Annotated in this window: 13 protein-coding genes; 10 read left to right on the plus strand and 3 right to left on the minus strand. The window is 43.7% G+C overall.

Annotated features, from left to right (window positions below):
* Positions 1 to 224: 224 nt before the first annotated feature.
* The gene (gorA, locus tag L1070_RS16795; RefSeq protein ID WP_237126419.1) at positions 225 to 1,583 is read right to left on the minus strand and encodes a glutathione-disulfide reductase; all 1,359 of its coding nucleotides are present in this window, start codon (positions 1,581 to 1,583) and stop codon (positions 225 to 227) included.
* A gap of 146 nt (positions 1,584 to 1,729) precedes the next feature.
* Here gorA and prlC point away from each other — a divergent pair, with 146 nt between their 5' ends.
* The 6 genes from prlC (at position 1,730) to L1070_RS16825 (ending at position 10,390) form a co-directional block, all read left to right on the plus strand.
* Entirely contained in the window at positions 1,730 to 3,775 is a 2,046-nt protein-coding gene (gene prlC / locus L1070_RS16800; RefSeq protein WP_237126420.1) for an oligopeptidase A, read from the plus strand.
* A 123-nt stretch (positions 3,776 to 3,898) separates the two neighbouring features.
* Positions 3,899 to 5,047, plus strand: a complete 1,149-nt coding sequence (locus L1070_RS16805; RefSeq protein ID WP_237126421.1) for a response regulator — start codon at positions 3,899 to 3,901, stop codon at positions 5,045 to 5,047.
* A 94-nt stretch (positions 5,048 to 5,141) separates the two neighbouring features.
* The gene (locus tag L1070_RS16810) at positions 5,142 to 5,909 is read left to right on the plus strand and encodes a class I SAM-dependent methyltransferase (protein WP_070983358.1); all 768 of its coding nucleotides are present in this window, start codon (positions 5,142 to 5,144) and stop codon (positions 5,907 to 5,909) included.
* Positions 5,910 to 6,050: 141 nt separating this feature from the next.
* Positions 6,051 to 7,982, plus strand: a complete 1,932-nt coding sequence (locus L1070_RS16815; RefSeq protein WP_237126422.1) for a methyl-accepting chemotaxis protein — start codon at positions 6,051 to 6,053, stop codon at positions 7,980 to 7,982.
* 111 nt (positions 7,983 to 8,093) lie between these two features.
* On the plus strand, positions 8,094 to 8,699 hold the full coding sequence (locus tag L1070_RS16820; RefSeq protein ID WP_237126423.1) for an alpha-ketoglutarate-dependent dioxygenase AlkB: 606 nt from the start codon (positions 8,094 to 8,096) through the stop codon (positions 8,697 to 8,699).
* Positions 8,700 to 8,818: 119 nt separating this feature from the next.
* On the plus strand, positions 8,819 to 10,390 hold the full coding sequence (locus tag L1070_RS16825) for a DUF4157 domain-containing protein (protein ID WP_237126424.1): 1,572 nt from the start codon (positions 8,819 to 8,821) through the stop codon (positions 10,388 to 10,390).
* Positions 10,391 to 10,513: 123 nt separating this feature from the next.
* On the opposite strand, the gene L1070_RS16830 is transcribed toward L1070_RS16825, so the two are convergent.
* Together L1070_RS16830 and L1070_RS16835 are read right to left on the minus strand one after the other, a co-directional pair.
* The gene (locus L1070_RS16830) at positions 10,514 to 11,260 is read right to left on the minus strand and encodes a hypothetical protein (protein WP_237126425.1); all 747 of its coding nucleotides are present in this window, start codon (positions 11,258 to 11,260) and stop codon (positions 10,514 to 10,516) included.
* 230 nt (positions 11,261 to 11,490) lie between these two features.
* Positions 11,491 to 13,611 carry a S8 family peptidase gene (locus L1070_RS16835; protein ID WP_237126426.1) on the minus strand — a complete coding sequence of 707 codons (2,121 nt, stop codon included), beginning with the start codon at positions 13,609 to 13,611 and terminating at the stop codon, positions 11,491 to 11,493.
* Positions 13,612 to 14,034: 423 nt separating this feature from the next.
* On the opposite strand from L1070_RS16835, the gene L1070_RS16840 reads away from it, so the two are divergent.
* The 4 genes from L1070_RS16840 to L1070_RS16855 all read left to right on the plus strand — a co-directional run bounded on the left by L1070_RS16840 (position 14,035) and on the right by L1070_RS16855 (position 19,723).
* Positions 14,035 to 15,222: an NAD(P)/FAD-dependent oxidoreductase gene (locus tag L1070_RS16840; RefSeq protein ID WP_237126427.1), complete on the plus strand. Its 1,188-nt coding sequence runs from the start codon at positions 14,035 to 14,037 to the stop codon at positions 15,220 to 15,222.
* 134 nt (positions 15,223 to 15,356) lie between these two features.
* Complete coding sequence (locus tag L1070_RS16845) at positions 15,357 to 16,181, plus strand: TnsA endonuclease N-terminal domain-containing protein (protein WP_237126428.1); 825 nt, start codon at positions 15,357 to 15,359, stop codon at positions 16,179 to 16,181.
* Positions 16,168 to 18,282 (plus strand): transposase, encoded by a 2,115-nt coding sequence (locus L1070_RS16850; protein WP_237126429.1) that lies wholly within the window; start codon positions 16,168 to 16,170, stop codon positions 18,280 to 18,282. Before L1070_RS16845 ends, L1070_RS16850 begins: the two co-directional genes overlap by 14 nt.
* 13 nt (positions 18,283 to 18,295) lie before the next feature.
* Positions 18,296 to 19,723, plus strand: coding sequence for an ATP-binding protein (locus L1070_RS16855; protein ID WP_237126430.1), 1,428 nt, complete (start codon positions 18,296 to 18,298; stop codon positions 19,721 to 19,723).
* Positions 19,724 to 19,750 lie beyond the last annotated feature (27 nt).

Raw genomic sequence — 19,750 nt, forward strand, 5'->3', positions numbered from 1 at the left:
GTTATTTATAGCATTTTTGGCAGTAACATTTATGAAGGCTTCAGCATGTATTTTGTATTTCTTATAACTCTAATCTTAGGGCTATATAAAAAGAAAAGTTAAAAGCACTTTTTATTGAACGGTTAAGGTGCTTTAAATTAAGATGATATCAGCATAAAAAACGCGAGGGGATTAATACACTCGCGTTTTAGATTGATTGTTAAATTTAATTAATAATCAGTTATTTATCTCATAGTAACAAACTCTTCCGAGCCTGTTGGGTGTATTGCTACCACAGAGTCAAAGTCGGCTTTGGTGGCGCCCATTTTCATGGCAACGCCGAAGCCTTGGATCATTTCATCGACCGCAAAACCAATGCCGTGTAGGCCGACGACGGTTTCTTCTTCACCGGCGCATACCAGTTTCATTTTGCATGGTTGACGGTGTGCTGTGACAGCGGTGTACATGGCGGCAAAAGTTGAGGTGTACACCTTTATGTTGCCTTTACCGTACTTTTCAATCGCTTGTGGCTCGGTTAATCCGATGGTGCCAATGGGAGGGTGGCTGAATACCACGGTGGGGACTAGGTTGTAGTCCATCTTGGCGTCGGGCAGTTCTGGGTTGAATAGACGCTCCGCCAGCATACGGCCTGCTTTAACGGCGACAGGGGTCAGTTCAATACCACCTTCCATAATATCACCTAGTGCATAAATGCCTTTGACAGAGGTGTTTTGATATTCATCAACTTTAATAAAGCCACGTTCGTTGGTTTGTACATCGGTTGCTTGTAGGTTGATAAGGTCGGTGACAGGTTCGCGGCCGATAGCCCAGATCACTTGATCAAAAGTGTGTGATTGGCCATTTTCAAGGTGTAATGTTACCGAACCGTCAGCTTCTTTGGTCAAGGCTTTGGGTGTGGCGTGGGTGTGTAGCGTTGGGCCTTCTTTTTCCATCACTTCGGTGAGGGTTTCAACAAGGATAGGGTCAAAGCTGCGTAGCGGTGCGTGTTTACGTACAAATAAATGGGTTTCAGTGCCTAGGCTGTTTAGCACACCTGCAAGTTCAACGGCGATGTAACCTGCGCCAATTACCGCTACGCGACGAGGCTGCTCGTTTAACTCAAAGAAACCGTTTGAATCAATACCATGCTCGGCACCAGGAATATCTGGAATAGAAGGGCGACCGCCCACCGCAATACTGATGTGATCGGCGCTGTAGTGCTCGCCGTTGGCTTCTACGGTGTGATTGTCAACAAACTTGGCAAAGCCATTGATCACGGTAACGCCATTTTTGGCAAGGTAGCCTTCATATCCTTTGTGGATGCGGCCAATATATTCTTCTCGGCTTTTGACCAAGCGCGCCCAATCAAAGTTTTTTAGCTCAACATCAAAACCATAATCTGGCGCGTATAGTTTGATGGCTTCGGCGACTTGTGCACCATGCCACATAACCTTTTTAGGTACGCACCCTACGTTTACACAAGTGCCACCCATATGTTTTGCTTCAATTAATGCAACTTTGGCGCCGCGCATTGCAGCACGGTTAGCTGATGCAATACCACCACTACCGCCACCAATGGCAATATAATCAAAATGTTGAGCCATAGCTTACCCTTTATTCTTAAAAAATTGTTCTACGCTTAGTGTATCAAGACCTCAAAACGTAGGAAAAAATAACAGTCTAACTTGTAATTGCGGCATTTGCCCCAATTTCAACCCAATAACGCTTAAATAACGATAGAGAAAAGATTATGAGCAACCCATTGATTGGGCTAGAAGGCCTGCCTCCATTTTCAAAGATCAAGCCTGAACACATCGTTCCTGCTCTAAAAGAAGCCATTGCACACTGTCGTGAAACGATTGATGACGTTCTAAAGAACGAGACGTTTACTTGGCAAAACTTAGTCCAGCCATTGGAAGTGTCGGATGATAAACTGTCTCGTGTATGGTCTCCTGTGTCTCATATGCACTCGGTGGTAAACAGCGAAGAATTACGTCAAGCCTACGATGAATGCTTGCCATTAATGTCTGAGTATTCGACCTATGTCGGTCAACATCAGGGTTTATACCAAGCGTATAAATCACTTAAAGAATCGGCCGAGTTTGCACAATTAACTTTGGCACAGCAAACCACGATAGACAATCAATTGCGCGACTTTGAGTTATCGGGCATTGGTTTAAGCAAAGACAAGCAAAAACGCTTTGGCGAAATTAGCGCTAGATTGTCTGAGTTGTCAGCTAAGTTTGGTAACAATGTGATGGATGCGACACAAGCTTGGCATAAACATATCACTGACAAGACGCAATTAAGTGGCTTACCTGAATCGGCATTGGCATTAGCAAAGCACACCGCTGAGGCAAAAGGCCTTGAAGGCTGGGTATTTACACTGGATATTCCTTCATACTTACCAGTTATGACTCACGCAGATAACCGTGAACTACGTGAAGAAGCGTACCGCGCGTTTGCGACTCGCGCATCAGATCAAGGCCCCAATGCTAACGAGTTTGATAACTCAGAGATTATGACTGAAGAATTGGCATTACGTCACGAACTGGCTCAATTGTTAGGCTTTGACAGTTATGCGCATGAGTCGCTGGCGACCAAAATGGCTGAATCACCAGAGCAAGTGTTTGCATTTTTAAATGACTTGGCCGACAAATCAAAACCTCAAGCACAGGCAGAGCTGGCTGAGCTAGTTGAATTTGCCAAACAGCAGCACGGAATTGAGCAGTTGCAAGCTTGGGATTACGGCTATTATGGTGAAAAGCTAAAACAGGCTAAGTACGCGATTTCTGATGAGCTACTACGTCCGTATTTCCCTGCAAACAAGGTATTGAGCGGCTTGTTTACCACCGTAAACCGTTTGTTTGGCATAACGGTTACTGAGGTGAAAGAGTTTGATACTTATCACCCTGATGTACGATTTTTTGCTATTCATGACAAAAAGGGTGAGCTTAGAGGCCATTTCTATTTAGACCTATATGCCCGAGAGCATAAACGCGGTGGTGCGTGGATGGGAGATTGTATTTGTCGTATGCGCCATGATGATGGCACCTTGCAAACACCCGTCGCATTTTTAGTCTGTAACTTTAATAAAGCTGTTGGTGATAAGCCTGCGCTGTTTACACACAATGAAGTGACCACATTATTCCATGAGTTTGGTCATGGTATTCACCATATGTTGACGCAAGTTGATGCAACGGCCGTGTCGGGTATCAATGGGGTTGCGTGGGATGCGGTTGAATTACCGAGCCAATTCTTAGAGAACTGGTGCTTTGAAGAAGAGGCGCTTAACTTTATTTCTGGTCACTATGAGACGGGCGAGCCGTTACCTAAAGAGTTATTAGACAAACTGTTGGCGGCTAAAAATTATCAATCGGCCATGCAAATGCTACGTCAAATTGAATTTAGTTTGTTTGACTTTCATATTCACGCCGATTACAAAGCAGGCCAAGCGTGTCAGATTCAAAACATCTTGAATGCAGTGAGAGAAAAGACTGCGGTGATCAAAGCGCCTGAATTTAATCGCTTCCAACACAGCTTTAGCCATATTTTTGCAGGGGGCTATAGCGCGGGTTACTACTCGTATAAATGGGCGGAAGTTCTCTCGGCAGACGCATTCTCAAAATTTGAAGAAGAGGGAATTTTCAATGCGCAGACTGGTCAGTCGTTCTTGGAAAACATCTTGGAGAAAGGCGGTTCTGAAGCGCCAATGGTACTATTTACCCGCTTCAGAGGGCGTGAGCCGCAGGTGGATGCTTTGTTAAGACACAGTGGTATCAACAGCGCAGCTTAAGCTCACTACTGAACAGTAAGTGACAAAAATAAGGCACCATAGGGTGCCTTTGTTTTTTGTCGTTCGCAAAATTGCTATCTAGGTCTATGCTTTTTAAAGAATAGAGCTAATTAGGGCAGCAAAATGAGCAAACTAGTATTAGCGATTGACGATGATAAGTTAGCGCATTGCATCATAGAAGACGCACTTGCTTCATCTTGTCAGTTACTACATGCTAAAAGCGGTGAAGAAGGACTTCGCCTAGCGCAAAAATACCAACCGGATATCATCCTATTAGACGTTGAAATGCCGGGAATGAACGGCTTTGAAACCTGCGAAAAGCTAAAGCAATGTGAGCAAATAGCTGACACCCCAGTGATGTTTTTATCAAACAAGGGAGATATTTCGGAGCGTATGCGCGGTTATAACTCGGGTGCATCGGACTATATTGTCAAACCCTTTGCATCACCTGAGTTGTTGGCAAGAATTCAAGTGCTCGATACCTACCGTCAGCAATCTTTACAACTCCAACAAGACATGCAACGTGCTCAAGTTACCGCTGAAATTGCGATGACGGACTCAGGTGATATGGGGCGGATCATGCGTTATGTTGGGCAGTCATATCATGCGCATGACCTGACATCACTCAGTGATTACTTTTTTGAGTTTTTCGTACCACTTAAGCTCGATGTGGCAGTGGTGTTTTGGTATCACGGTAGTGAAGTGTTCTTCGCACACAATGGTGCTATTCAACCCATAGAACAAGAGCTGTTAGAAAAGCATCGGCACAGCAATCGGTTTGTTGATTTTGGTTGTAGAACCATCATCAATTACCCAAAAGTGTCGTTGTTAGTAAAAAACATGCCTGTTGAAGATTCGGCTTTATATGGCCGTTATAAAGACTTACTGCCACATATTCTTGAAGCAACGAATGCCAAAATAAAAGATATGGAGGTAAGCGAAGATGCGTTGAACAAGGTCGAGAGAATTGGGTTAATGTTTGAGGAGCTGAGTGAGCAACTGTATGGTATGGATGAACATCATACGCTAAAAGTTGCTGAATTTTCTGAACTTGCAAAGCAAATTAAAGAGCAGCTCCCAAGCGAACAGGCGAACACCTTGGATAAGATGCATGAGCACTTTACGTTTTTAGATGATGAACTAACGGTGATCAAAGCTAAGCTCAACGAAGTGGCTCAAGTGCGTTATCAGTTGATTGAAAGCCTCAATAAAATTTCTAAACCTTGGGGTGAAGAAGACGTGGCCTCTCAGGCTGACATTGAACTGTTCTAGGTGAATCTGCTTTTATCCTTAACAACGTCATTTAGCGGTGTCGTGGCAATTATGCTTTAGGTATACTTAGCACTTCTGAACACAGGAGTTTGCAGTGCTTATTCATACCCCATTTGTTGAAAACCGTCCTTATCTCACTGACCTTGAGCAGCGCTTTGCGTTACCGCAATGGGCAGAGCGCTCTAACAGCTTAGGTCAAACCTTTAAACTCCTGTATGACGAGCAAGGTTTACAACTGCTGAAGGCGGATGAACCTAAACTGGGTGCAGTGCTTGTTGACTTTGTGACAGGGGCGGCGGCACACCGTCGTAAGTTTGGCGGTGGCAAAGGGCAGGCAATTGCCAAAGCGGTGGGTTTAAATAAAGGCGCTACCCCACATGTGTTGGATGCAACCGCAGGTTTGGGTCGGGACGCGTTTGTGTTAGCAGCGCTGGGTTGTAAAGTAACCCTGCATGAACGCCACCCAGTGGTTGCTGCGCTGTTGTATGATGGTTTGCAACGCGCCTATCAAGACGCAGAGATTGGCGATTGGATGCAGCAAAACATGCAAATGGAGTTTGGTTCTAGCCACGCTTTGCTTACCAGCACTGAGTTACAACCCGATGTTGTTTATCTCGACCCAATGTTTCCTCATCGTGAAAAGTCGGCATTGGTTAAAAAGGAGATGAGGGTTTTTCAAGATCTCGTCGGTGCCGATGAAGATGCCGATAATTTATTGGAATTTGCTTACCAATTAGCGACCAAAAGAGTAGTTGTTAAGCGTCCTGATTATGCACCTTTTTTGAACGATAAAACCCCTAGTATGCAAATAAAAACTAAGAAAAACAGATTTGATGTTTATGTAAAAGCAGCAATGAAATAGCCGTATAGATGTTTGCTGTTGATAAAATATACGCTAAAAGTATGGTTTTTATATCGCTTGTTTAATTTTTGGGTAATTTACATCAAATTGTCATAAAAGAGTAATACTGTACACGCGCTTAAATATAGAAGGGTTGTGGTTATGCGTGTTTCGTCGTTTACTCGGTTATTGGCAATTTTGTTGGCTTCCGCCAGTGTGTTTTTAGCTGCCGTATTGGTGTGGGCCTCTCAGGTGCTCAGCTCGCTCGATAGCCAAAACATGGCATATACCCAGCTTAAAAATACCATTTTGATAGATTTAGAAGGCAATATAGAAGATTACCTAGGCTCAGGAGATGGCCAATATCTAAATCATGCCTCTGAACTGATAGACAGAATCAAACAGCAGCAACTCGACGCACTACCCGATGCGCTTAATGAGCGAATGCAAAATCAACTCGGCCAGCTCGATAAAGATATCAATGGTAAGTATCGTGCTTTGGGCAAACTGTCGGGCAATGAAATGGCGTTACTGGATAATGCCTTACGACAAATGGCTGGGTCCGCTTCATCGCTTATCAATTATACGCTAAAGGCACCGCAGCACCCGCTGGCATCGCAATACCATGCTCTAGCATCAGATTATTATTCGCAGGTCAGCAACTTGAGTATTTATACGTACCAGTTGGTGATGAGCTTTGATTTGGCGACTGAAAAGAACTTACAGCAAACCGTTTATCGGTTGCAGCAATTATCCGATGAGATCAGCCAATTAGACAACTTGGGCGTGATGTCTGAGGTGGATGAAGACGAGTTGTTTTTAGGGGCAGAGGCCGAAGATTTAGCGGAAGAGATTAAAGCTGAACTGAACAGTTGGCCAAATCGCTTTGAAAGAGACCTGCGCTCAACCCTAACGCAAGCGAAAAAGCGCCAATCGGGCATTCGTGGTTTGCGAGATGATATGAAACAAGTTTCTAATGTGATGCTCGGTGCAGAGCAACAACTTAAACAACAACAAGATGTGTTGTCAGAACGCGTGTTGATCATCTTTGGGGTTGCCATTGGATTGCTGGCATTACTGGCGCTAGGTGTGTATTTGGTGCAGCGTAATCAGGTGCTTCAACCGCTGCGTTATCTGCGCGATGGTTTTGCCGATTTAATCGAAAGTAACGAGCTTAAAACCATTAAAAGTAAGAGCACTAATACTGAGTTGGGCGAAATTGCCACCTACTTTAATCAGTTGATAGAACGACAACGCGCAGAGGCGCAAGAGCGTGAACAAATGCTCAATGTGATCAACGAGTTTATGCAGCAAATGAGCGATCATTTAGCCAAGATCAGCACGCAATCTGATACCACTTACACGCGAGTTGAGCAAACACAAAGCATGTTAGAGCAGGTTAAAACATTAGGAAATGAAGCCAGTGATATCAACTCACAGGTATCTGATAACGCGAACCAAACGTTTAATGCGATGACGCAAAGTGTGAGCTTTGCCGATGCGATGCTTAACGCCAGCTCTAAAAACCAACAACGGGTGGAAGAGGGGTTAGCCAGCCTGAATGAGCTACTAAACGGCGTGGCGGATGTGGGTAAAGTGATTGAAATTATCCGTAATATTGCAGAGCAAACGAACCTGTTGGCACTGAACGCTGCAATTGAATCAGCGCGAGCGGGTGAGCACGGCAGAGGTTTTGCTGTGGTGGCCGATGAGGTGCGCAAACTGGCGCAGCAAACCCAGGACTCCTTGACCGACATTAATTCACAGTTGAATATTCTTGGAGATAACTCTAGTCGCGTGTCTACTCAGATCTCAGCCTTGGCTGAAGATGCTGAGCTGCAAACCCATCACGCACAAGAGCTGAAAAAGAACTCAGAAGGTGTGGCCCAGAGCGCACAAAACGCTAACCAAGTGGCCACGCATGCCATGGAAATTGCGCAGCAACAAAGCGGTCTACTCGATAACTTCAGTGATGAAATGGACCAAATGAAGGCGCAAGTGAACAGCTCAAGTCAACAGGTGTGTGATATTCAAGCGCGCCTGCAAGAACAAATGCAACAGATCAAGCACAGTCTGGGGCTAGCCACACATTAGCTGCAAAGCGCCTGATATCTAATAAATACAGGGCAAAATAAGGATGTACTTTGCTTTGTATAACACTAAGCGCTAGATTAACGATGAATGGATCATCATAAGGAATACATCGTGAAACTAGCGCTTAGCCGTGACGCCCACTACTACTCACAATTTATGTCTCGTCAGCAATCTCAAGCCATCTTTGATTGGATCACGTCTAACTTCGACCTGAGTGAGCCTGAGAAAGTGACTATGCCTGACGGCCATGAAGTCAGTATCTGGCCGTGGAAAATGATATTTGTTGAGCCGACACTGGTGGACCCCGCGGTATTTCCAAAGCACCATGGCAGGCGAGTTCCTTGGCCGCCAATTCTGGCTGAACTACAGCAACAAATTGCAAAGCGCACTGGGGTAGAGTTCAGTGTGGGGGTGTGTTTGTATTACCCTGATGGTGAAGAAGCGCTGGGGTTTCATTGCGACTTGCCCGCCTTTGGTCCGACGGATGTGATAGCGTCTATCAGTTTGGGGGCCGAGCGAGAGTTTTTAATTCGTGAACAACAAAACCCAGATGAACAACACAGTCTTACACTCGAAGATGGCTCGCTACTGGTTATGGGCAAAGGGTTTCAGGATGAATATGAACACGCTGTAGCCAAAGGCGATAAACAAACGGGCCCTAGGTTTAACATTTCATTTCGCCAATTTAGGTGGCCTAACACACCTGCCAGCTCTTAACTGAGTGAGCATTGTAAGCGTGTGTAATGTGATAAAGGTGCGGATGGCTTTTTAAACGATTGCACAGATGAAGCTGTGCAATATATAGTTAAGAGCGCAGAATAGCGAAAGGAATTGGCATGTACTCACATCAGCAAAAACCTAAGAACCAACAGATTCACACTGCTCAAAAACGCGAAAAATCAGGCAAAGCCGTGCTTGAAGATAATCGTGCACACGCCAGTTCAATAACACAACTAAAAGCGCGCTCTGAGCCTGTACCACGTAGTGGCTCGAAACAAGTCAACCATAGCTCAGGTTTACCTCAGCAGCTTAAATCAGGGATTGAACAGCTATCTGGTTATGCGATGGATGATGTTAAGGTGCATTATAACTCATCTAAACCTGCTCAATTAAACGCTCATGCATATGCGCAGGGGAGTGACATTCATGTTGCATCAGGACAAGAAAAACATTTACCCCATGAGGCGTGGCATGTTGTACAGCAAAAGCAGGGACGTGTTACACCAACAATACAAGCTAAAGTGAATATTAACGATGATATTGGGTTAGAACGAGAAGCCGATGTCATGGGGGCGAAGGCTGCGTCTATTGGTCGTTCGGTGGCGCAACATATGCCCATGATGGTAACAGCCCCTAAAACAGGCAGTATGGGTGACGTTGCACAGTTGGCATTATTGACTGTAAACCCGCAAACGGGCCCCGCGAAACTGCAAGCTGAAAAACATAATGGACCTGACTTATACATGTGGAATCCAACTCAGCGCGCGGGTGAAGAACCTTCTGATTTAATCGGGCCGACCAATTTATTCTCTGGCTGGGGTGGTGCTGAATTGACTAGCGCTACGTTCCATCGCGCCCATGCTTATGGCAAACAGTTTGGTGGAGCAGGTGGTCCTGGAAACGTTGCTTGGTGGTCAGGTATTAGCGAAGATGAGTGGACCCCAGAAGAAGACCGAATTCGAGGCGACAACAACGCCGGTCATGCAGCGAATTGGCGACCAGGAGAGGGAGAGAAAGGGGACTATGAAGTTACCCGTAACTTACTGGCAACGCAGGCCATTAGAGGCAAGTTCGAGCTGAGTTTAGTGAATGCTTGCAAATGGGGGTTAGATAAAACGCGAGGGCCCTTTCAAGCATTGCTACTAACATTGGCTGATGACGCTCAACGAGATGCAGCTGAGAACGCAAGGACTTGGGCGCTTGGTAACATTAATAATGCCATTAAGCGCTTGCTCGATAAGATCAATATTGACGCCGCTGCCGATCTTATCATCAAAGATATGAATATTTCCTACACCATCACAACTGCCGGTGTTAACCCCGGTTCTGCACGTAAGGACATCAATAAAAAAGTAGATAATACTTTAGGAATTGATGACTTTGGCCTAGTCAATGACAACCAGAAAGTATGGAATGCGCTGGTGAGTTATTCCGGGGTATTTGCAAAGGGAAAACAAGATCTGACTAACCTTTTATGCAAGAAGTTAGCTGCACCACAGCCGAGCGAAGCCATAAAAACGCAGTTAAAGCAGCAAGCGGTAGCTGAGCTTAAAGTTGGCAAAGAGGCAGCTTACGTGCCACCAGATACCGATGTTAATCCATTATATGGGAAAAAATTAGCCGATTGGCGAAAAGCGCATCCTGCAATTAAGTTAGGTCCTGTAAAAGATGGCTGGGCACAGGTGTAACCCCAAAGCCTACCTACAACAAAGCAAAAGTGCGCCTATCGTTTTTAGCGCGTTAGGTAATTAGGTCAAATACGAGGGGAGCGCCACAATAAGTGCGCGCCACCCTGCTGATATAATGGAGCCTTAGAAGTAACTCACGCTTAACTCTTTACGTTGTTGCAGCTCGTTGATGTGCCAAACTTCTACGACACGGGTAGTGCCCCCAGTGCTTTTACAAATGACTTCATTGACCAACACGCTGCTTCGAGCATCGTACTTAGCTTCACCTTGAATGCTTAATACATCACTATAAAAGCCGGAATTATGGCGTTGACTTAATAGCTTAGGTGTTTGCCCCACAGGCGTTGCAGCGTGGCAGAACCCATCAGGTTCGCCATTATCGATATTCAATAGTGCTTGATAGCTCACGTCCTGAAAATAACCCGGTCCAAAACCATTTGAGTCGCGCCAGTTTGCTACAGACAATTGGCTGTTTAAATTAACCTGAGGTGCGGGGGCTAATTTATGCCGTAATGTTTGTCGTTGTCCTTGCTCATCAGTGCATTGCGCCTGTACATACTTGGCGGTTGTTTCATAACCTTGAGGCAGTGTTCCCCATAAGGTTTTGTTGTTTACTGTGAGTGTGGTGATGAGTGAATCATTGTTTTGATCGTACACCGCCGCAAACTGACAGGGTGTGGGGTTAGTAAAGTGTGGTGTGTAGATGCTTAAATCATAGGCCGAACTAGATTGCGTCACCATGGCATCAATTGGTGCATTTTGATAGTAGGTTACGCGCCCAGCATTGCCATCGGTATCGTAAACAAGCTGGTTTGCATGTGCACCGACACTGACCAATCCCGTGATGAGTAATAGAGCTGTTTTATTCATTATCTTTTCCTTGTTAAAGAATAGTTGAGCCAAGTGCTCAACAGCTACATTAGGGTTTTACTATGGCTTTTAAAAGTGAATTTTTCTGTTTTAGGGTCGCTTGGTGGGGGAATAACAAATCAGCACATGGGAAGGTAATAAAAAATCGGCCACAATTTTCATCGTGGCCGATTGGGTGTTTACAACAGTATTAAATACTGTAGTTATGACTTGCTGGGGGAACTCTCAGCTTATGGCTTGTACTGTGCGTCCAGTGTTAAGCCAGAGAATGTGCTGTAAGCGTACAGGCTGATGTTCCATGTGCCTGCTGCTGGGCTTGAGAAAGTACAAGTCTCAGAGTTACCGTTGTTCCAAGAACGACAGTCATAGCTTGATGCGCTAGGCTGACCACCTTGTTTAACGTATAGGTCTGCATCGCCAGAACCGCCGCTTGTTGTAATTGTGAAGCTGTTCATACCTGCTGGTACGTCGATTGTGTAGTGTTTCCACTGACCACGAGTACCTGATAGGTTAGTTTCAGTTGCGCCGCCGCCTACAGGAGAAGTCGTGCCACCTGTAATATCAGCTTGTAGGCTCACTTGTGAGTACGAAGAGTAGCCATTAAGCATTACCCAGTACTGACCTTGAGTTGGGTTATCAATCGTACACGTTTCAGAGTTACCGCCTTTGTACGGACGACATTCCCAGCTGCTTAGTGTTGGTTTAGAACCTGCTTTAACATAAAGGTCTGCATCACCTGAACCACCGCTCATCGCAACAGTTAGCTTGCTTGCGCCCGCTGGTACGTCAACGTAGTAGAATGCTTGACTGTCTTTTGCACCGCTAAGACCTGTTTTCGCTACGCCATCTTCTAGTTGATCGTCGCCTGTAGGTGGGTCAATGATGTCACCTTTCGCTTTTGCCACAGCTGCTGCTGCGTCAACAATACCTGTACCACAGCTTGTACATGTTGCAGGGAAGCTACGTGTCGTGGTTTTAAGGATGTCTTCAACTTCATCAGGCGTTGCAGTTGGTTTAGCTTGCTTGATTAGTGCAGCTACACCCGCTACGTGTGGTGCCGCCATTGACGTACCTTGTGAGTAGTGGTAGCTGTCTGACTGAGGCGCATCGCTGCCAGAGTTGTGTGTAGACAGTACACCTTCAGAGTCATTAGCAAAGCTTTGTGCGCCACCTGGAGCCGCTACATCGATAGATGTACCGTAGTTTGAGTAGTAAGCACGACCACCGTTACGACCAACAGAAGCTACGTTAACGATACCAGCACAGTTACCTGGGTTGTAGTTGTTTGCATTGTCGTTGTCGTTACCCGCTGCGATAACAATAACAGAACCGTTAGCACGCGCTTGGTTAATAGCGTTTTGTGTTGTAGAGCTACAAGCACCGCTGCCACCTAAACTCATGTTGATAACATCAGCAGGGTTTGCGTTTGCAGGTACACCTGATACAGAACCACCAGATGCCCAGATGATGCCATCAGCGATATCAGACGTTAAACCACCACATTTACCAAGTACACGTACTGGCACTACTTTTGCGTCGTAAGCAACACCGGCAACACCTTCACCGTTGTTAGTTACCGCTGCAACAGTACCTGCTACGTGAGTACCGTGCCAGCTAGAGCTACGAGCACCGTGTGTGTAACCACATTCGTTTGCAGACACAGCATCACCTGGGTCACGCGCATCGCTATCACGAAGGCCGCCGTCGTTTGCTACGTCTAAGTTAGAGATCATGTCGTAACCAGGGAGGATGTTAGCGTTTAGATCTGCGTGTGGACGGTAACCAGTATCAAGAACTGCAACTGTTACACCAGCACCTGTTGCACTGTCCCAAGCTGTTGGTAGGTTTAGACCACCGTTTGCTTCAAAGTAGTGCCACTGATCGCTGTAACGCGGGTCATTAGGCGTTGCGAATGGTTGTAGCATTTGGTCGATTTCAATGTATTCAACGTTACCAGACGCTGCAATTTCTTGCATGAATGAGTTCGCTTCTGCAGCTGATAGCTTCTTATCAACACGCATTACGTGGTGGTTGCTAAGCGCCATAGGGCGAACATATTGTGTTTTTACATTTGATTTTTTGCTCTGAAAACCTTGCACGAAGTTTTCAGCTTGCGCTCTCAATGCTGCAGGTGACATTTCCGCACCTGAAGTCATCAACATTTGGTCGTTATTCTTGTACTTGATGATGAATTGAGTGCCGAAGTTACCTTGATGCTGCAACTTTGCTGATGTTTGCGCAAAGTTAACGTTCTGAACTGTGAATTCTGGATTAGCAAAAGCGGTATTTGCTGTGAACAGTGTGGTCATTGCAAGTGACAATGCACCTAATTTGAACTGAGTTGTTGTCATAAGATCCCCTGACATGTTGTATTTTTGTTTTAACTAGTGCACACAAGTGCAATCTAGACGTTACAGAACGTAAAGTTATGGTTAACTTTTTAAAAGAACTGTTTTGTTATTTACATTGATAAAATTGTTATAAGCGGATGGCTATATGACATTTAAGTTACATTAACTGATTGTTTTAAAAGCTTTTGCTCTACTTTTTTACAAGGGTGTGAAATACATGTTTGTTATGTAAATGAATGTAAATGTAGCTATGATTTTACTCAGTTGGTAAAAAAATGTTCAATCATTCATAAGTTTTTAACTATTTTATGTGTTTGTTTTTTGTTCAGGTGAGTGGCGTATTATTTGGTTTTTAAGTACTTATTCTGATCTGACTGATAATGCAGGTATAATGGGCTTAGATGTTGGTAAGTTGAGAGAAGCATGTCACAGTTTGATGTAGTAATTATTGGTGCGGGTGCCGCAGGGTTAATGTGTGCGGCGCAGGCTGGCTACCGTGGGCGCTCAGTCGCAGTGCTTGATATGGGCAAAAAGCCAGGCCGAAAAATCCTGATAAGTGGCGGTGGCCGCTGCAATTTTACCAACGAAGGTGCCTCACCCAGTAATTACTTATGTGGCAACCCACACTTTGTAAAATCCTGTTTGAGCCGTTACACCCAGCATGATTTTATTGAGCTGGTTGACCGCCATGGTTTGGCCTATCACCACAAAACCTTAGGACAGCTATTTTGCGACAACAGCGCCCAAGATATTGTTGATATCCTAACAACAGAGTGCGACTGGGCTGGTGTACAGCTATTTTTACGCAATGAAGTGCTTGGTGTACAAAGTAAAGAACAGGGCGGTTACATCGTCACTACCAATGAACAGACTTTTGAGTGTGAGTCTTTAGTGGTTGCCGCAGGCGGACTCACCATGCCTAAACTCGGTGCTACACCCATCGGTTATAAAATCGCCGAACAATTTGGCCTAAAAGTACTACCAACCATGGCTGCATTGGTGCCGTTTACATTACATGAGCATGATAAAGTACGATTTGATGGTTTATCAGGCGTAAGCATTCCTTGTGAAGTGCGTAGCGAGTGCGGTACACAGTTTAAAGAAAACATCCTGTTTACACACCGTGGGCTCTCTGGCCCCGCCATCTTACAAATATCGTCATTTTGGCGAGCAGGGCAGGCAGTCACCATCAACTTATTACCAGAGTTAAACTTAAACGACACCATTCATCAATGGCGTAGTGAAAGTGGCAGCAAATCATTGAAAAACGCCCTCAGCACAATCTTACCTAAACGTTTTGTAGAAATTTTAATCGCAGAGCAAGCCATTCCCGACAAAGCTCTAAACCAGCTTACCCACGGCGAAATAGACGCCATAGCCAACTACCTCCACAACTGGCAAATAAAACCCAACGGCACAGAAGGCTACCGCACCGCCGAAGTAACCCTAGGCGGCGTAGACACAGATGAACTCAGCTCAAAAACCTTCGAAGCCAAAAAACAAAAGGGATTGTACTTTATTGGTGAAGTCACCGACGTTACCGGCTGGCTAGGCGGCTACAACTTCCAATACGCCTGGAGCTGCGGCTTTGCGGCAGGGCAGGTGGTTTAGGTGTTGTGTAGTGACAATTTAGATTGCACACTTCCCATAAAGTTTGCACAAAACAAGAGATATTTCCCTTAAAGTTTGCACGGTAAGTGATTTGCTACTAGAATTTTCTTGGGCAATGGTTTACTGGAAGTTTTATGGCTCGGAGAAAGCTTGAAACATTTGACGATTTTAATCGGGCATTAAAAAACAAATATGGCATTGGGGAAGGAGGTTCTTACAAACCTTGGCTGCGAGTACAGGATGTAAAATCGAAAGGTGTTCGGTCACAAATACTGGGACTAAAAACAGATAGAGTTCACCATACACTTTCAGCAATAGAGACTGATTTCTTCTATCTAGCAGAGTTTTCTGACTCCGTTACTGATATAAGGGAACAATTTCCCCTTCTTCCAATCAACTTATCTATCAAAATTGCCGAAGCGTTGGGTGTTGAGCATCCGGCTCATCCGAGAACAAAAGAACCAATAATTATCACAACAGACTTTCTCCTCACAAGATTAATTGGAGAACAAGTCATATACGAAGCTATTTCTGTAAAACCTGAAGGTGAGTCGGACGACCAAAGAGTTCTTGAAAAGTTAGAAATAGAGAGGGTTTGGTGGGAGCTGGTTGGGGTAAAATTCTCTTATTATGTCGGTAATGAGCTTACACAAACACAAAGTCGAAATATTAACTGGGCGACTCATCCTCTAAGATCTCAAACGGAAGTATTTACTGAACATGAGATGGATGTCGCCGCATCTTTCCTAACATCAGGTAAATACTTTATTAGAGATATATGTGACCAATTCGTCAATGAGATGGGTATGCAGCATGAAATGGCTCTTACAATGTTAAGGAGTCTTATTGGAAGTAAAAGGGTCGTTGTTGATTTTTCTTCATCTCTAGAGAACGCTGATTTTATAAATATTTTTAATATATGCAATATTGAAAAGGACTTGGTTAATGGAGCTTGTTAAAAATAGTGTATGGAATGTCAGAACAGTAGATGGGCTATCTTCGGGGTTATACCGTGTACTGCAAGTCTTTGATGACATCCCTTGTTTAATCTTATTTTATCTAGAGAACCCTAAAGGCATTACCAGACCTATAGCAATTGAGTTAGACAAGTTTTCAAGGTCTATAAAGCAAAAAAAGATATTGGAAGGAAGCTTTTCATTACCACCCCATTTACTTCTGAGTGAAGAAGAAATTGACGAGAGTTATAAAACGATAAGGGATGAAAATTTCTCGCTAATCGAAGTTCTTGTCAGTGATCTTGAATTTATTTTTGACTATGCAACTAAAAAGAAGATACCCCGATTAGCCAAACACGCAAATGATAAAGGTAAGGCTCGTACAACTATTTCTAGGTTGTTAAATAGTTATTGGCGGTATGGTCAGGACAAAAACGCCTTATTGCCAGCATATCAGTATAGCGGTGGGGCTGGTAAGCAGCGTAAAGTATCTGAAAAACCTATTGGAGCACCAAAAACCTCCCGAACGCTAGCAGTAAAGAGGCCAAAAACTTTTATCATGACAGCTACGGATAAAGACAATATTCGTAAAGCTTTGAAAAAGCATCATTTAAAGCCAGGAGGTAAAAGCTTAGTCGAAACAAGAAAAGAATTATTGAGAGAATACTATGCCAATGAGGTCAAAAGAGCTGAAGCTCTAGGAGAAGCGCCTTATGTTCCCAGCTACAAGCAGGTTAGAGAATGGAAATATAAGTTATTTACTGACAATGAAATATCGGAAAAGTCATCAACTGAAAAAGATCTCCTATTAAACAAAAGGGAGTTACTAGGTGACACAAAGAAAAAATGGCCTGTTCCGGGAAGTTGCTTTGAAATAGATGCTACAGTCGCTGATGTTCATATAGTTTCGAGCTTCGGGAAACAGTATGTACTTGGAAGACCTACTATATATTCAATAGTTGATAGAGCAAGTGGCTTAATTGTAGGATTAAATGTTTCATTGTACTTTGCATCATGGCGTGCGGCTAGACAAGCACTAGCAAACGCTTTTTTACCCAAGGCTTCTTATTGCAAAGAGTTTGGTATCACTATCCAAGATTCTGATTGGCCTGCTGCGCATATCCCTTTGCGATTAATGTGTGACAACGGTGAAATGATAGGTTTAGCGCCTCAAAAACTAGTAGTTCCGTTTACAGAACTTCAACTGTCGCCTCCATATCGACCTGACTTTAAAGCGATGGTTGAAAGTCGATTTGGGTTACTTAATGATGAGATGATCCATAAACTTCTTGGTACTACGAGAGGAGGAAAAGTTGTTCGTGGTGATAAAGATCCTAGAAAAGATGCAATTTACACGTTAAAAGAGTTTACAGCGTTATTGATTGACGCGGTGCTAGAACTAAACCGCTCAATTTATAATAGTTTAGCAACTTCTAGCTCATTATTAATTGAGAAAGACATTTCACCTACTCCACTGAATTTCTGGAAATCGCACATAGCAGAACACAAACATGCGCTAAAACTAGCCGATAGTAGTGAGGTTATAAGTAGACTATACCCTCCAACTAAGGCAAGTATGACTCGTGATGGTATTAAATATAATGATATGTATTATTCATGCGATCGTGTGATTAAAGATAAACTCGCTTCAATCGCTAGAACAAAGGGCCAATGGCAGCTAGACGTCAGAATTAACGAAAATACCACAAATTACATCTACGTCAGGTTTGAAAAAAATGATGTGTTCACGAAATGTAATTTGCTTGGTAAAAGTAACATGATGAAAGATCAACCAATGCTTGAATCTGAGTTTGTTATGGATTGGTTGGACAAAAATCATGAGGAAAATCCGATTAGTGTTGAATCGATTGATAGCAAAGTCAAACGAACTAACATTGAGAAAAATGCAAAAGCGAGAGCAAGAAATGACAAGCTCACTCCCACTGAGAAAATTAAAAATACTAGGGAGCGCCGCAAAATTGAAATCGAACAAACAGCAAATAAAGTTGAAGATAATTCAGTATCTTCTCCTCAAGAAAAGTCGCACAGTAACACTGAGTCAAAACCTTCCAGTGTTGTTTATCTACCACGTAGAAGACGATAAAGGCCATTAATTTATGCGTAAAGAAAAGGCCAGATATAATAAAGCTATACTGCCTGAGCACCAGGGTAATCCGCTAATAGAAGCTTTAAAGCCGAAGGCTAGTCAAGAAACCGTCATGGAAGCCTTTAGCAACTACCCTGAGTTGGATGAACACATAAGACAGCATCCAGATCCTCTAGTGAGAGAAGAATACACTGTGCGGTTGAAAAATTTACGCCAGCCGTTACCTCTTTACTATAAATGCTTTAGAGCAATTGAAGATGCAATTAAGGCAGGTTACTCAGCAAAAAATCCACTCAGCCCTACAACTGCACAATATTTACATTACCCTATTGATGAAAAGCCGGAAATAGAGCCGTATTCGGGTTACTTTGAGCCAAAAGGTGACGGTATTACACTTATTGGCGAAAGCGGTGTTGGTAAGTCTAGTATGCTTGAGCAAGTGCTTAATTATTTCCCAAATGTTATTGTACATGACAACTACAACGGCCAAGTCATGGAACATAAAAATCAAATCGTTTGGTTAAAAGTTGATTGTCCTAATAACTCAAGCGTAAGAGATTTATGTGAAGAAATCCTAACTACGTTAGATCAAGCTATAGGTAATAAGCGAACAAAGCCAGAACTTACAATCGGTAAGCTTACTCGTCAGATTGAACAAAAAATAAAGGCAAACTTCCTCGGTATATTAGTTATAGATGAGATGCAGCGTCTTGAATTTAAGAGAACTGGTGGCGAAAACAATTTACTGAATTTCTTACATAGCTTAGTAAATAAACTAGGTGTTCCACTTTTCTTCTGCGCTAATCCCCCCTTCGATGAGACGCTGGCTAAAACGCTAAAGGCTGCGAGACGAGCTGAAAGTGGAGGTTATTTCGAAATGGAAGCTTTAGATCGAACTAGTGACGCATGGGACTGCTTTGTTCACGAACTATGGGATTTACATTGGACTAATGTTACTACTGAGCTTAGTGAAGAATTAAACGAAAAATTACACGAACTATCTGTTGGTAACTTAGATATGGCGCACAGGATTTACCGTGACGCACAAAAGCTGGTGATTGGTTCCGGCGACGAAAGAATAACCACGGCAGTATTACAACAGGCATACATTTCAGCCTGTGCACTTTCATCAAAAACAGAAGAGGTTAAGAACTTACGTGAGCAAAACTCTTTGCCCAGAAGACAAAAATCAGTAGCTAAAACTGACAAGTCAACAAAAGAAGAAGTTGCTAAAGACAATAAAGTCATTGCTGATATCACCCGACCTCAACACCCTGAGTTTGAAGCTAAACTTAGAGAGCTACAAAGTGAAATCAACTTACTTGATAGAATTCCAGATCCTGATTTATTAAGGAGAGCAGCAGATGAAGAAGATCCTCTTGAATATCTTCGTAGTAACAAAATACTCTGCGATTCACCTCTAGAGGAATTTAATTAATGTAGTCTAAAATGTAGCCAGGATAAC

It is taken from the genome of Pseudoalteromonas sp. MMG022 (assembly GCF_021654245.1).
Classification (GTDB): Bacteria; Pseudomonadota; Gammaproteobacteria; order Enterobacterales; family Alteromonadaceae; genus Pseudoalteromonas; species Pseudoalteromonas amylolytica.